Consider the following 13,495-nt stretch of genomic DNA (forward strand, 5'->3'; position numbering starts at 1 on the left):
TAGGAAACATCAACGGCGCTGGATTTCGATCAGTTCGATCTCGAACAGCTTGGGCCACAGCTTCCCCGTGACAAACAAGCGCTTGCCGCGCGCATCCCAGGCGATGCCGTTGAGCACGGCGTCGGGATTGGCCGTGCCCCGCTGCGCGGGCGGCAGCAAGCCCGTCAGGTCGATCCAGCCGACCACTTTGCCGCTGGCCGGGTCGATGCGGGCGATCACGTCCGCGCCCCACACGTTCGCGTACAGCTCGCCGTCGACCATTTCCAGTTCATTCAGGCGCTCGATGGGACGGCCTTCCGCCTTCACCTCGAAGCGGCGGACTTCGGCCAGGGTTTTCGGGTTCAGCACGCGGATGGCGGAACTGCCGTCGCTCATGTAGACAAATTGGCTGTCGCTGGCCAGGCCCCAGCCTTCGCCCTGGTAGCTGAATGTGCGTTTCAGCTTGAACGTTTTCTGGTCAAACACATAACCGGTCTGCGACATCCACGTCAGGCCAAGGATTTCATCGCCCACGTCCGTGATGCCTTCGCCGAATACTTTTTTATCGAGCATGCTTTTCTGCAGCACCTTGCCAGTCGTCAATTCCACCTTGCGCAAGGAAGACTGGCCATTCTGGCCCGTGCTTTCATACAGATGGCCATCCTTGAACAGCAAGCCCTGGGTAAACGCCTTGGGGTCGTGCGGATAGGTATTCTTGACGAAATAGCCATACACGGGAATGGCGGCCTGGGCATAACCCATCTCGCTCATCAGGCCGACGGTGCACAACAATCCCAGCAGCAGCGAGCCTGCCGTGCGTTTCAGACTTGTTTTACCGATATTCTTCATATTCTTGGCGGTGGTTGGCGAGCGCCTATTGTAATCGCCCGGGCTGCGCCATGCGCGCCCTGACGAGCTCCAGCCAGGCGCGGGCAGCGAAAGACAGCCGACCGCCGCGGCGCCAGGCCAGCATCAGATTCCATTCCACGGGCGGACCGTCCAAGGGAATCACGGCAAACTGCGCTGGCTCGAGCGTGTCGCAATACATCTTCGGCAACAGGCAGATGCCCACGCCCAGGCGGACCAGCGAGGCGATGAAATCCCACTGGCCGCTGCGGCCCGTGATGCGCGGCGCGAATCCGGCCCGCTGGCAGGCATCGAGCACGATGTCATTCAAGGCGAAGGCGGCACCGTAAAAGATGAAGGGACTGTCGGCCAGCTCGGCCAGGGCCACGGAAGAGCGTCCCTGCCACGGCGAACCGGGCGCGGCCAGCAGGCACAGCGGCGAGCGCACGAGGGGCAAGGCCTCGAAATCCTGCCACGTGGCCGCATTGCCCGGGTAATCGAGCATGGTGCCTAGCTCCACCATGCCGGTGCGCAAGTCGCGCTCGATGGCTTGCGTGCCGCTTTCATACATTTTCAGCTCGATGCCCGGATAGCGCTGGTGGTACTCGGCCAGCCACGGCGCCAGGGTGGAATGCGTCTGCGGCGACACGCCCACCCGCAACTCGCCCCGCTCCAGCTCTTGTAGGTCGCGCAATTCCACCTTCAGTTCCGCGTGCAGGGCCAGCAATGTATGCGCGCGCGCCAGCACCACCTTGCCCGCGTCCGTCAGGGTAAAACGTTTACCGGCACGGTCCAGCAAGGCCAGGTCCAGCGACTGTTCCAGCTGTTGGACCATCTTGCTGACGGTGGGCTGCGTGACGTGCAGCCTGGCGGCCGCCCGCGTAAAACTGTTCTGTTCCACCACTTCGACGAAGTAGCGCAGGGAGCGGATATCCATGATGCATTCCAATATCGAATGATAATCATAAGTTTAAGTCATTTTATCTTTTGATGTGGCTTCCCTACAATGAAACCTTCCCCTGCCGTTTGAAAGCCTGCCGTGAAAGCCGTCCCCTATCCCGCCGCCCTGCCCTCCGTTCCCGCCTGGCGCCAGCCCGCGCAGACCGTGTGGCAAGTGGGCGTGCTGATCGCCGCCTGGTGGCTGGCCGACGAGGCCGCTTCCGCACTGCACTTGCCGTTTTCCGGCGGCGTGGTGGGCCTGTTCGTGCTGGTGGCCCTGCTGCTGGCGGGCTGGGTGCGGCCTGCCGCCATCGAACTGGGCGCGAACTGGCTGCTGGCCAACATGCTGCTGTTCTTCATTCCGCTGGTTGTGTCCGTGGTGCAATTTACGCAGCTGTTAAAGTCGCAGGGCTTGATGCTGTTCGTAAACATCGGCCTGGGCTTTGCCAGCGTGATGCTGGCCACGGCCTTCACCGTGGAATGGGTGTGCCGCTATGAACGCAAGCTGCGCCTGCAAAAACTGCTGCGCCAGCGCGCAGCCAGGGCGGCAGCATGAGCACCTTGCTCCTGTCCCTGCTGTTCCTGCTGCTGACCCTGGTCTTGTTCTACGCCAACCAGGCGCTGCACCGCCGCCATCCGCATTTCCTGCTGACGCCCGCCATCTGCACCTCGGCAATACTCATCGTCATCGTGCAGGCGACCTCGACGCCGTTCGCCACGTATTTCGGCGAAACGCGCTGGCTGCCGTGGCTGCTGGGGCCGGCCACCATCGCGTTTGCGCTGCCCATCTTCCAGGAGCGCAAGCTGATCCGCAAGCACTGGCTGGCCTTGAGCCTGGGCAGCTGCGCCGGCATCGTGGCATCGGTCGCCGCCACCCTGCTGCTGGACAGTGTTCTGGGCGTGCATGGCGACATGGCGCGCAGCCTGCTGGCGCGCTCCGTGTCGACGCCGTTCGCGCTGGAAGCGTCGCGCCACATGGGCGGCTCGGCCCAGCTGACGGGTATCTTCGTGGTGATGACGGGTTTGTTCGGCCTGATGCTGGGCAAACCGCTCTTAAAACTGCTGCCCTTGCGCATGCGCATCGCCCGTGGCGCCCCGTATGGCGCGGCGGCGCACGGCTTTGGCTTGTCGGTGGCGCGCCGGGTCGGCACGGAAGAAGGCGCCGTGGCCAGCCTGACGATGATTTTCTCGGGCGTCGTGACGGTGCTGCTGGCGCCGCTGCTGGGGCATCTGCTGGGCTAGCGGCCAGCTTGCAGCGCCTGCATGCCATGCACGATCAGGTCGATTCCTGCCAGGAAATCCTCGCGGTCGTCGTGCGCGCGCAGCTGCCCCACCACCTTGCGGGCAAATGGAAACGCCTGCGCGTCGAGGCGTGACCAGGCGCCCGCCATGGTGTCGAGGAAATGCGCGCGCTCCAGGCCTTTTTCCCGGGCGATGGCGGCATTGGCCGCATTCTGCCCGCTCACGCCCAGCAGATAATTGAGCAGCGTGCATGCCGCCAGCCATTGCTGATCCTGCGGCACGCCCAGCGCATCCACCTGCCGCCCCAGGCGTTCCAGGATGCGCACGGTAGGCAGCTGGCCCGGCGCGCGCGACAAGGCCGAGCCCAGCCAGGGATGCGCATCCATCGCCTCGAACATGGCCAGCGCCACGGCGCGGATGCCCGCCTGCGGCGTCTCGCACTGTAGAACGGCATCCATGGCGCGGGCGACGATGGCGTCGCTGGCGGCCGTGAACAAATCATCCTTGTCGGCAACATGCCAGTAAATGGCGCCCGCCCCCGTCGCCAGGCGCGCGGCCAGGGCGCGGAACGTCAGGCCGCCCTCGCCCGCCGTGTCGAGCAGGTCAATGGCGGCGTCGATGATGGTCTCGCGCGTCAGCGAGTCGGCGCGTCGTGGTGGGGGCGTTACGGTATGGGACATCGCCTATCTTGACACAGATGCCGGCATGCCGCAAAATTCTTGTGGAACATAGTTCCAGTTCCATTTTAAAACCACCTTCAAGGATCACCATGCATATCGCCATCATCGGCGCGGGGCTGGGCGGGCTGATGCTCGCCCGCGTGCTGCACGTCCACGGCATCGCCGCCGCCATCTATGAAGCGGACGCTTCGCCGCAGGCGCGCCGCCAGGGCGGTATGCTCGACATCCACGAGGACACGGGCCAGCAAGCGCTGCGGGCGGCCGGCCTGCATGAGGTCTTCCGCACCCTCATCCATACAGGCGGCGAAGCGAGCCGCGTGCTCGACCAGCACGGGACGGTCTTGCTCGACGAAGGGGACGATGGCACGGGTGGCCGTCCCGAAGTGCCGCGCGGCGAGCTGCGCCGCATCCTGCTCGAGTCCCTGCCCGCCGGCACGGTGCGCTGGGGACATAAGCTGACAGGCGTGGCGACACTGGATGGTGGCCGGCACAGGCTGCGTTTTGCGAATGGTGCCACGGCCACCGCCGACCTGCTGGTCGGTGCGGACGGTGCCTGGTCGAAGGTGCGGCCTCTGCTCTCCAGCGCCCAGCCCGCGTATAGCGGCATTGCCTTCATTGAAACGTATCTGCTCGACAGCGACCGCCGCCACCCGGCCAGCGCGCACGCCGTGGGCGCCGGCGCCCTGTTCGCGCTGGCGCCCGGCAAGGGCATCCAGGCCCACCGCGAAGCCGATGGCGTGCTGCATGCCTACGTGGCCCTGAGCAAACCGGAAGCCTGGCTGGCTGACATCGATTTTGCCAATCCCGCCGCCGCCCGGGCCCGCATCGCCGCGCAATTTTCCGGCTGGGCGCCGGCGCTGACGGCCCTGATCACGGACGCCGACACGCCGCCCGTGCCCCGTCCCGTGCACTTGCTGCCCGTCGATCACCGCTGGCAGCGCGTGGCGGGCGCGACCTTGCTGGGCGACGCAGCCCATCTGATGGCGCCGGCCGGCGAAGGGGCGAATCTCGCCATGTTCGATGGCGCCGAACTGGCGCAGGGGCTTGCCGCGCAGCCGGACGACATGGAAACGGCCCTGCTGGCTTATGAAACGGCGCTGTTTGCGCGCAGCAGCGCGGCGGCGGCCGAGTCCGAGCGCATCCTTCGCCTGTGCTTTGCCGACGACGCGCCGCACAGCCTGGTGCGGTTCTTTGCCGGCATACAAGACAGCGGCCCGGCGCGCGAAGTGCAGGCAGCGGCGCCTGAGCCCCACGCCAGCGGCGTTTATCGGGGATAATACGTCTTTCCCCATTCCAAGCAGCCGCGCTACGATGAAATACCCTGCAGTTCAGCCTTTCAGCGACATCCTGCCCAGCTTGAGCGAGTTCGATGCCATCATCGACGTGCGCAGCCCGTCCGAATTCGCGGAAGACCACTTGCCGGGCGCCATCAACCTGCCCGTGCTGGACGACGAGCAGCGCGTGCGCGTGGGCACCTTATATAAGCAGACCAGTGCCTTCGAAGCGAAGAAGCTGGGCGCGGCACTGATCGCCAAGAACATCGCGCGGCATATCGAAGACGGTTTTCTCGGCCACCCGCAGCATTGGAAGCCACTGGTTTACTGCTGGCGCGGCGGCAACCGCAGCGGCGCCATGGCGCACATCCTGGCGCGCATCGGCTGGCCCGTCACGCAGCTCGAGGGCGGCTACAAGGATTACCGGCGCCACGTGAACGCCGAGCTGGCCACCCTGCCCGAACGTTTCGACTTCATCAACGTGCTGTGCGGCCCCACGGGCAGCGGCAAGAGCCGTTTGCTGCAAGTACTGGACAGGCAAGGCGCGCAAGTGATCGATCTGGAAGACCTGGCGGCCCACCGCGGCTCCGTGCTGGGCGGCTTGCCGGAGGAAGACCAGCCATCGCAAAAAGCGTTTGAAAGCGCGCTGTGGCAGCAGTTGCGCCATTTTGACCCGACGCTGCCCGTCTTCATCGAGTCCGAAAGCAAGAAGGTAGGCCGTTTGCGCGTGCCCGATGCGCTGATGGACAAGATGCGCGCGGCTGATTGCACGGACGTGCGCCTGGACATCGGGGAGCGCGTGCAATTGCTGATGCAGGACTATGCGCATTTCGTCGGCGACCCGGCGCGCCTGAACGTGCAGCTGGCCCTGTTGACGCAGCTGCACGGCAAGGAAAAAATTGCCCACTGGCAGCAGCTGGCCACGGCTGGCCGCATGGCCGAGCTGGTGGAAGAACTGCTGGTGCAGCATTACGACCCCGTCTACCGTCAATCGATCGCCCGCAACTTCAGCCGCTACGCCCAGGCAACGCCGCTAGTCTTGCCCGATATTTCAGAACATGCCTTTGAGCAAGCCGCGCGCGCATTATGTGCTATCGTCGGCGAACACCGTCCCGCCAGCGCCGCGTAAGCGCCGGCGCAGCTTTTAATGACCTTTTCCAGCAGGATGACGACCATGTCCGATACCGCAGCACCATCCAATACCCCCATTCGATTGACCGAATTTGCCCATGGCGGCGGCTGCGGCTGCAAGATTGCGCCGGGCGTGCTGGCCGACATTTTAAAGGGCAGCGGCGGCTTTCCCCTGCCGAAGGAATTGCTGGTCGGCATAGAAACCTCGGATGACGCGGCCGTCTACCAGCTCAACGACGAGCAGGCGCTGATCGCCACGACGGATTTCTTTATGCCCATCGTCGACGACCCGTTCGACTTCGGCCGCATCGCCGCCACCAATGCCATTTCCGACGTATACGCCATGGGCGGCACGCCCATCATGGCGCTGGCCCTGGTCGGCATGCCGATCAACAAGCTGCCCGTGGAAACCATCGGCCTCATCTTGAAAGGCGGCGAAACCATCTGCGCCCAGGCCGGCATCCCCATCGCGGGCGGCCACACCATCGATTCCGTCGAACCGATCTATGGCCTGGTCGTGCTGGGCCTGGTCCATCCCTCGCAGGTAAAACGCAACGCGGGCGCGCGCGCCGGCGATAAACTGGTGCTGGGCAAGCCGATCGGCGTGGGCATCTTGTCGGCCGCGCTGAAGAAGAATGCACTCGATGCGGGCGGTTACGCCTCGCTGATAGCCAACACCACCAAATTGAATACCCCGGGCAAGAAGCTGGCCCTGCTGGACGGCGTGCATGCGCTGACGGACGTGACGGGCTTCGGCTTGCTGGGCCATACGCTGGAACTGGCGCGCGGCGCCAAGTTGCAGGCGCGCATTGCCATGGCTTCCGTGCCGCTGCTGCCGCAAGTGCAGCAACTGGCGCAAAATGGCAACATCACGGGCGCCTCCGGCCGCAACTGGCAGGGCTACGGCGCGCAAGTGGCGCTGGACGACAGCCTGAGCGCCATCGACAAGGCGATCCTGACGGACCCGCAAACGGCCGGCCCCCTACTGGTAGCCTGTGCGCCGGAAGCCGTCGAACAAGTGCTGGCGATTTTCCGCGCCGAAGGCTTTGCCGACGCCGTCGTCATCGGCGAGATGCAGGAAGGTACGACCGGGGTTTCCGTAATCTAATGAATATTTTTTGCAAAGGCAGTCCCATGACCACATTCTCCAACTCATTTTCCAACTCATTTTCCAAATTCCCCGCCATCCTGGCCACCGTCGCCGCCACCCTGGCCATCCACAGCGGCCTGGCGCAGGCGCAGCAAGTGTTGCGCGTGTCCGCCATTCCCGATGAAGCGCCGACGGAATTGCAGCGCAAGTTCAAGCCGCTGGGCAGCTATCTGGAGAAAAAGCTGGGCATGAAGGTGGAATTCACGCCTGTCACCGATTACGCTGCCTCTGTGGAAGGCTTGATCAATAACAAGCTCGACATGGTCTGGTTCGGCGGTTTTACCTTCGTGCAAGCGAACGTGCGCAGCGGCGGCAAGATCGTCCCGCTGGTGCAGCGCGAAGAAGACACGAAGTTCCGCTCCGTGTTTGTGACCACCAGCAAGGACATCAACCAGTTGTCCGACCTGAAAGGCAAGAATTTCACCTTCGGCTCGGAATCGTCGACGTCCGGCCACTTGATGCCGCGCTACTACCTGCTGGCCGCCAAGATCAATCCGGACACGGACATGAAGCGCATCGCGTTTTCCGGCGCGCATGACGCCACCGTGGCGGCAGTGGCCGGCGGCAAGGTCGATGCGGGTACCTTGAACATTTCCGTATGGGAAAAACTGGTGGAAGCGAAAAAAGTCGATCCAAGCAAGGTGCGCGTGTTCTACACGACACCGGGCTACTACGACTATAACTGGAGCGTGCGCGCCGACATGAACCCCGTCGTGCGCAAAAAGCTGACGGACGCCTTCCTGGCGCTGGACCCAGCGACGGCCGAAGGCAAGGAAATCCTCGAACTGCAACGCGCCACCAAGTTCATCCCGACCAAGGCCGAGAACTACAAGGATATCGAAGCGGCCGCGCGCGATGCGAAGTTGTTGAAGTAACTTGCATCGACGCGTTTTACCGTAGGTCGGATTAGCGGCGAAGCCGCGTAATCCGACACAGGCAATAATGCCAACAATGTTGTCGGATTACGGCCTGCGGCCTAATCCGACCTACTGATTTCTCAAGCATGACATTCCAACTTCACAAGGTCAGCGTCCAACACGCGGGCGCCGTCGGCAATGCGCTGGCCCTGCGCGACCTGGACCTGGACGTGGCCCAGGGTGAACAGATCGCCCTGATCGGCCCGTCTGGCGCCGGCAAGACCAGCCTGCTGCACACGCTGGCGTGCGCGCTGCGTCCCGAATCCGGCACCTTGGACATCCTCGGTACTTCTCCCTGGCAAATCGGCAGCGCCGAGCGACATGCCTTGCGCGCGCGCCTGTTCCTGGCGCCGCAAACGCCACCCTTGCCGCCGCGCCAGCGCGTCGTCAACGCCGTGCTGGCGGGACGCTTGCCGCAATGGAGCTTGTGGACGGCCATCCGTTCGCTGCTGGCGCCAGTCGACCCGCGCGCCGCGTGGGTAGCCCTGGGCAAGTTCAACCTGCAGGACAAACTGTATGCGCGTGTCGACCGCCTGTCCGGCGGCGAACGCCAGCGCTGCGGCATGGCGCGCGCGCTGGTGTCGGATGCGGAAGTCTTCCTCGTCGACGAACCCTTGTCCGCGCTCGACCCCACACTCGCTTTGCAGACAATCCATGTGCTGCAGGCCGAAGCGCAGGCGCGCAACGCCACGCTGATCTGCAGCCTGCACCAGGTGGAAATCGCCCGCGCCTGCTTTACGCGCATCGTCGCCCTGCGCGATGGCAAGATCGTCTTCGACCTGCCTGGCGCCCAGGTCAGCGACGCCATGATCGCCGAGCTGTACCGCAACAAGGCCGATCCCGCGCCGCAGTTCGAGGCCGTGGAAACGAATCTGGATGCCGCGAGGCCCCTTTGCTGAAGAGCACCGCCATCCCCCGCGACCCCGCCTGGCGCGGCCGCCTGACCGGCGCCGCCATCGTGCTGCTCGTGCTGTGGCCGATGCTGGTGCAGGCCGAGTTCAAGCCGTGGATCTTATGGGATGCGCAAAGCCTGGCAGCCACCTGGCAATTCCTTGCCAGCTTCGTGCCGCCGGCCCACTCGCTGGAATTCCTGCAACTGGTGGCGGTGTCCAGCTGGGAAACCATTGCCATGGCCACGGCCGGCATGGCGCTGGCCATGCTGGGTGCCATCCCGCTGACCCTGCTGGTGACGGAGCGCCTGTCGATTTCGCGCATCGGCAGTGGTACCGTTTCACCGCTTGCCGCCGCCTTGCGCCATTGCGTGCGCGCGCTGCTGGTGCTGCTGCGCAGCGTGCCGGAACTGGTCTGGGCCTTGTTGCTGGTGCGCATAGTTGGCTTGGGTCCGACGGCGGGCGTCATCGCCATTGCCCTCACCTATTGCGGCATGCTGGGCAAGGTGTACGCGGAAATCCTTGAATCGTCGGATGCGTCCGCCTGCAACGCCCTGCTTCACAATGGCAGCGGCAGATTGAAGGCCTTGCTGTACGGCGCCTTGCCCGAGTCGGCCGCCGAACTGGTGTCGTACACGATTTACCGCTGGGAATGCGCGATCCGCGGCTCCGTCGTCATGGGATTTGTCGGCGCGGGCGGCCTGGGCCAGCGCATGGATGAGTCGATGAAGATGATGGCGGGCAGTGAACTGGCCACCATGCTGATGGTCTTCGTGCTGCTGGTGGCGGGCGCCGACGCCGTGTCCGCCATGCTGCGCCGGAGGCTGGCATGAAGCATCAGCATTTCGCCGCGCTGCCCGCGCCTGCTCCCGTGCGCTGGTCGACCTGGGCCTTGCTGGCCGGCTTGGTGCTGCTGGTCATTGCCAGCTTCGCCACCCTGCCCCTGAAATGGGGCGAGTTCTTCAGCGCCGACGCCGTGCGCACGAGCGCCGACTTCCTGCACGGTTTCGCCCCACCCGAACTGGCCAGCCCCTTCCTCATGAAGGTCGGCGTCGCCACGTTCGAGACCCTGGCCATGTCGGCCATCGGCACGGTGATCGCGGCAGTACTGGGCGCGCTGCTGGCCCTGCCCGCCAGCGGGCGTTTCGGCAATGTGGCGCGCAACGCGACGCGTGGCGTGTTGAATGTGCTGCGCTCTATCCCGGAACTGGTGTGGGCGTCGATCCTGCTGATCGCCGCCGGCCTGGGCCCGTTCGCCGGCACCCTGGCGCTGGCCCTGCACACGGTGGGCGTGCTGGGCCGCTTGTTTGCCGACGCCTTCGAGAATTGCCCGCCCCTGCCGGCGGCCACCTTGCGCATCAACGGCGCGCGCCCCGCCGTGGCCTTCCTGTACGCGACCTTGCCGCAATGCAGCCCGCAAATGATGTCCTACACCCTGTACCGCTGGGAAAACAATATCCGCGCCGCCGCCATCCTCGGCGTCGTCGGTGCGGGCGGCCTGGGGCAGATGCTGAAATACCATCTGTCGCTGTTCCAGATGCAGAACGCCGCCACCGTCATCATCGCCATGCTGCTGATGGTGGCCGCCGTCGATGGCCTCAGCTACCTGCTGCGCCGCGCCATGACCCGTTAAATTTAACTTTTCACAAGGAACGCCCATGTCAGGCTGGTGGACCATTATCTCGACAGAAACGCCGGAACAGATGGCCGACATGACGAAAGTCAACAAGGACGCATTTCTTGCCACCTGGGAAGCAGGCCTGTTCGGCGCCGACTGGATCGCGCAATTGTGCGCACAAGGCAAGGCGACCCAGCTGGCCTTCAACGGCTTTCCCAACCGCTACACGGCTTCGGCCGACGTCATCGTTCCCCTGCTGCAGGCGGGCATTGCCGAGGCGCAGGAAGGTGAATTTCCGCAAGATACGCTGACGGGCTGGCCCGGCAGCATCACCGTGCATCCGCAGCGTATCGCCGCGTGCGAACGCGGGCAACTGCTGAGCATTGAAGTGTGGGACCAGTCGTGACGAGTCCGCGAAGCAAGACTCCCTTGCAGATAGAACACCTCGCCTGGTTCAGCCAGCACCTGGGCGGACGCTTCCGCGCGGCAGGATTGCGCATTCAATTTCATGACAATCAGGTAGCAGGCATCCATTGGAAGGTGGCGTGTCCCGAGGAATACCAGGCCGCCATCCTGCAAGGCTTGCACGAGGGCATGAACGATGCTTTTCCCCAGTACCTGGCAAGCAGCGGCATATGGATCATGGAAGTGCTGGTCGACGACGTCAACTCCTCCTCAGACGCCTTTTACCGGGCGGGTTTGCTGGTGGTAGCCCAGGCCAAGGCGCTGCTGGAACTGTCCGGGAGGATATACAACCCGGCGTGAGCAAAATAGTGGGAGCGTCTGCAAACGGAGCAGCGATACTGTCAATATTGCCAAATACATTAATCACTGACCTTGTCGTAGAAGGAATCCTGAAGGTTTGAACAACATTATCATCCGCCCCACCATCGCCAGCGACTGGCCGGCGCTGAAAGCCACCCGCCTGGCCGCCCTGCTCGACGCCCCCACCGCTTTCGGCGCCAGCCACGCCAGCGCGGCCGGCTTTTCCGATGAGGACTGGCAGCAACGCGCCGTCAGCACGCCGCAGCGCACGTTTTTCCTTGCCTTCCATGGAGCACAGCCCATCGGCCTGGCCGCGCAAGTGGTGGCCGGCGATGGCGAGTGTCATCTGATCGCCATGTGGGTACATCCCGAGTATCGGGGCCTGGCCGTGGCGCAAGGACTGGTCGATGCCGTGAAACAATGCGCCGTCGGCAACGGCCACGGGCGGCTGGTGCTCGACGTGGCGCCGGAGAACACCCGCGCGGCCGCGTTTTACCAGAAACAGGGCTTTGTCTTTTTACCGGAATGGGAAGCGCTGGAAAGCCATCCGCATATCCGGGTGCAGAAGATGGCGTGGCGGAATCCCGCATAGGTATTAACAAACGGAAAGATGAAACGCGATGAGACGAGCAATTTCTACATTCCTGATCTTCAGTGTACTTGCCGGACAGGCGAGCGCAGCCGACATTCCCGCCGTCGTTCTTGACTACGCCAGCGCTTTCGCTCAGACGCAGGCAGCGGATAAACAATCCCCCGCGCTGCAAGCCGAATATGCGCAGTGGTTCTTTCAAGGTTTGATTCATCCATCGGGCGGGATTGTGACGCAATCAGCCGCCATGCGCGATGCCTACACGAATGGCCAGCGCTATTGGCGCGATCATCCTTCCGGACGGGACGCGATCATGGCAGGCTATGGCTACCTTCCCGTCGAGCGCGAAGGCATCTGGTCGCGGGGCTTCGAAAGGAGCGTTTTCCAAGCGGCCGATGCCGGCGCCGGCGCTTGGTGGCTGGACTCCTTCGGCGGCGTTGCCTGGCGGGAGGTCGGCCTCACGGCGCCCAATTCAACACATGAGCAGCCTCGCGTGCATATCGCCGGCTATCTGAGTCCACAAGGTCATTATGGCCATCTGGGTGCATATGAACATGAAGTGCTGGTCACGTCGGGCTTCGCCGTGACGGCCATCCATCATTGATTACTCAGCTGCAAAACAGCGGTTTCAAGCAGTCCATTCATCCCGATTGACAGTCCATCTTAAAAACCTGCCCGCATCTGTGTTTTTTTTACACTCACGTTTTCATTGATAAGTAGAAAGATGGCGTATGCATGCAATTCAAAGAGCTGGTCTTTTGCTGTGTTTATACGGCGCAGCGGTGCAGGCGTATGCGGATACCGATCAGGCCGTGGAACCATCCGGGCAGGATGCGGCGGCGTCCGTCAACGTCAAAGGCATCCGGGATCCGGACTGGAAGCCCTACAGTGCCATGCTCAAGGGCGTCAAGCGCTTCGAGGAAAAACATGCGCTCGCGCCTGGCGCCGAATTGCGCTTCATCCTGGAACCGCGCCGTGCCGATGTCGACATGCACGCCATCGCGCTGCGGCTGGAAAGCGACGAGGCCGGCATGGCGATACCGCTAGGGGAGCGCAATATCTTCAGCTTACCCGTCGAGCCGGGTCCGCTGTATGAGAAGGCCGAGTTGACCGTGAACCGCAAGGCGGGGTCGGTCAGGTGGATACCGTACGTCAGGAGCGCCGAAACCAGCGACACGCTGCGCCGTCTGGGCGACTTGCGGCTGGCGTGCGAAGTGCATTGGGCCATCGACAAGGAAACCTTGCCTTTCGCCATGCGCACGACAATGAGCGCATTGGGCGGCCCGTGCAATTTCGTGTCGCAAAAGGGAACCTACAGCTTTTCCGAGCCGCGGCGCATCACGGCGGCAACGGTCAGTTTCAACGGCAAGAGCGCGCCCGTGCCCTTCAGCGGCTCGTCGTTTACGCCGCCGCTGCGGGAGCAGGACTGGAGCGATGACAGCGTGCTCGAATTGACATTCGACAACGATTAGGCC

Annotated in this window: 17 protein-coding genes; 14 read left to right on the forward strand and 3 right to left on the reverse strand. The window is 63.7% G+C overall.

The window, feature by feature from the left end:
• Positions 1 to 9: 9 nt before the first annotated feature.
• Positions 10 to 828 (reverse strand): glutaminyl-peptide cyclotransferase, encoded by an 819-nt coding sequence (locus CSQ91_RS07025; RefSeq protein WP_217494279.1) that lies wholly within the window; start codon positions 826 to 828, stop codon positions 10 to 12.
• A gap of 25 nt (positions 829 to 853) precedes the next feature.
• Positions 854 to 1,762, reverse strand: a complete 909-nt coding sequence (locus tag CSQ91_RS07030) for a LysR family transcriptional regulator (RefSeq protein ID WP_070253483.1) — start codon at positions 1,760 to 1,762, stop codon at positions 854 to 856.
• A 102-nt stretch (positions 1,763 to 1,864) separates the two neighbouring features.
• Between CSQ91_RS07030 and CSQ91_RS07035 the strand changes: the two genes are divergently transcribed.
• Positions 1,865 to 2,320: a CidA/LrgA family protein gene (locus CSQ91_RS07035; RefSeq protein WP_099387812.1), complete on the forward strand. Its 456-nt coding sequence runs from the start codon at positions 1,865 to 1,867 to the stop codon at positions 2,318 to 2,320.
• The gene (locus CSQ91_RS07040) at positions 2,317 to 3,006 is read left to right on the forward strand and encodes an LrgB family protein (RefSeq protein ID WP_099387813.1); all 690 of its coding nucleotides are present in this window, start codon (positions 2,317 to 2,319) and stop codon (positions 3,004 to 3,006) included. Before CSQ91_RS07035 ends, CSQ91_RS07040 begins: the two co-directional genes overlap by 4 nt.
• On the opposite strand, the gene CSQ91_RS07045 is transcribed toward CSQ91_RS07040, so the two are convergent.
• The gene (locus CSQ91_RS07045) at positions 3,003 to 3,686 is read right to left on the reverse strand and encodes a TetR/AcrR family transcriptional regulator (protein ID WP_070279619.1); all 684 of its coding nucleotides are present in this window, start codon (positions 3,684 to 3,686) and stop codon (positions 3,003 to 3,005) included. The two genes, CSQ91_RS07040 and CSQ91_RS07045, sit on opposite strands and share 4 nt — an antisense overlap.
• Positions 3,687 to 3,775: 89 nt before the next feature.
• On the opposite strand from CSQ91_RS07045, the gene CSQ91_RS07050 reads away from it, so the two are divergent.
• From CSQ91_RS07050 to CSQ91_RS07105, 12 genes are all read left to right on the forward strand, one after another.
• Positions 3,776 to 4,963: an FAD-dependent oxidoreductase gene (locus tag CSQ91_RS07050; protein ID WP_257217247.1), complete on the forward strand. Its 1,188-nt coding sequence runs from the start codon at positions 3,776 to 3,778 to the stop codon at positions 4,961 to 4,963.
• 34 nt (positions 4,964 to 4,997) lie between these two features.
• Positions 4,998 to 6,089 (forward strand): tRNA 2-selenouridine(34) synthase MnmH, encoded by a 1,092-nt coding sequence (gene mnmH / locus CSQ91_RS07055; RefSeq protein ID WP_099387814.1) that lies wholly within the window; start codon positions 4,998 to 5,000, stop codon positions 6,087 to 6,089.
• 45 nt (positions 6,090 to 6,134) lie between these two features.
• Positions 6,135 to 7,199 (forward strand): selenide, water dikinase SelD, encoded by a 1,065-nt coding sequence (gene selD / locus CSQ91_RS07060; protein WP_034788496.1) that lies wholly within the window; start codon positions 6,135 to 6,137, stop codon positions 7,197 to 7,199.
• A gap of 26 nt (positions 7,200 to 7,225) precedes the next feature.
• Entirely contained in the window at positions 7,226 to 8,116 is an 891-nt protein-coding gene (locus CSQ91_RS07065; protein ID WP_170846257.1) for a putative selenate ABC transporter substrate-binding protein, read from the forward strand.
• A 128-nt stretch (positions 8,117 to 8,244) separates the two neighbouring features.
• Positions 8,245 to 9,057 (forward strand): phosphonate ABC transporter ATP-binding protein, encoded by an 813-nt coding sequence (locus CSQ91_RS07070; protein WP_099387815.1) that lies wholly within the window; start codon positions 8,245 to 8,247, stop codon positions 9,055 to 9,057.
• On the forward strand, positions 9,051 to 9,881 hold the full coding sequence (locus CSQ91_RS07075) for a PhnE/PtxC family ABC transporter permease (protein WP_070279626.1): 831 nt from the start codon (positions 9,051 to 9,053) through the stop codon (positions 9,879 to 9,881). Before CSQ91_RS07070 ends, CSQ91_RS07075 begins: the two co-directional genes overlap by 7 nt.
• A complete protein-coding gene (phnE, locus tag CSQ91_RS07080; RefSeq protein ID WP_070279629.1) occupies positions 9,878 to 10,681 on the forward strand; it encodes a phosphonate ABC transporter, permease protein PhnE in 804 nt (267 codons plus the stop codon). Before CSQ91_RS07075 ends, phnE begins: the two co-directional genes overlap by 4 nt.
• A gap of 25 nt (positions 10,682 to 10,706) precedes the next feature.
• Positions 10,707 to 11,072 (forward strand): hypothetical protein, encoded by a 366-nt coding sequence (locus CSQ91_RS07085; protein WP_099387816.1) that lies wholly within the window; start codon positions 10,707 to 10,709, stop codon positions 11,070 to 11,072.
• 23 nt (positions 11,073 to 11,095) lie between these two features.
• Positions 11,096 to 11,431, forward strand: coding sequence for a hypothetical protein (locus tag CSQ91_RS07090; protein ID WP_099387817.1), 336 nt, complete (start codon positions 11,096 to 11,098; stop codon positions 11,429 to 11,431).
• A 97-nt stretch (positions 11,432 to 11,528) separates the two neighbouring features.
• Positions 11,529 to 12,023, forward strand: coding sequence for a GNAT family N-acetyltransferase (locus CSQ91_RS07095; protein ID WP_099387818.1), 495 nt, complete (start codon positions 11,529 to 11,531; stop codon positions 12,021 to 12,023).
• Between the two features lie 28 nt (positions 12,024 to 12,051).
• Positions 12,052 to 12,624, forward strand: a complete 573-nt coding sequence (locus tag CSQ91_RS28565; RefSeq protein WP_143450970.1) for a hypothetical protein — start codon at positions 12,052 to 12,054, stop codon at positions 12,622 to 12,624.
• A gap of 154 nt (positions 12,625 to 12,778) precedes the next feature.
• The gene (locus tag CSQ91_RS07105; protein ID WP_099387820.1) at positions 12,779 to 13,492 is read left to right on the forward strand and encodes a hypothetical protein; all 714 of its coding nucleotides are present in this window, start codon (positions 12,779 to 12,781) and stop codon (positions 13,490 to 13,492) included.
• Positions 13,493 to 13,495: the final 3 nt, after the last annotated feature.

The sequence above is a fragment of the Janthinobacterium sp. BJB301 genome (assembly GCF_002735685.1).
In the GTDB taxonomy this organism is placed as follows: domain Bacteria; phylum Pseudomonadota; class Gammaproteobacteria; order Burkholderiales; family Burkholderiaceae_D; genus Janthinobacterium; species Janthinobacterium lividum.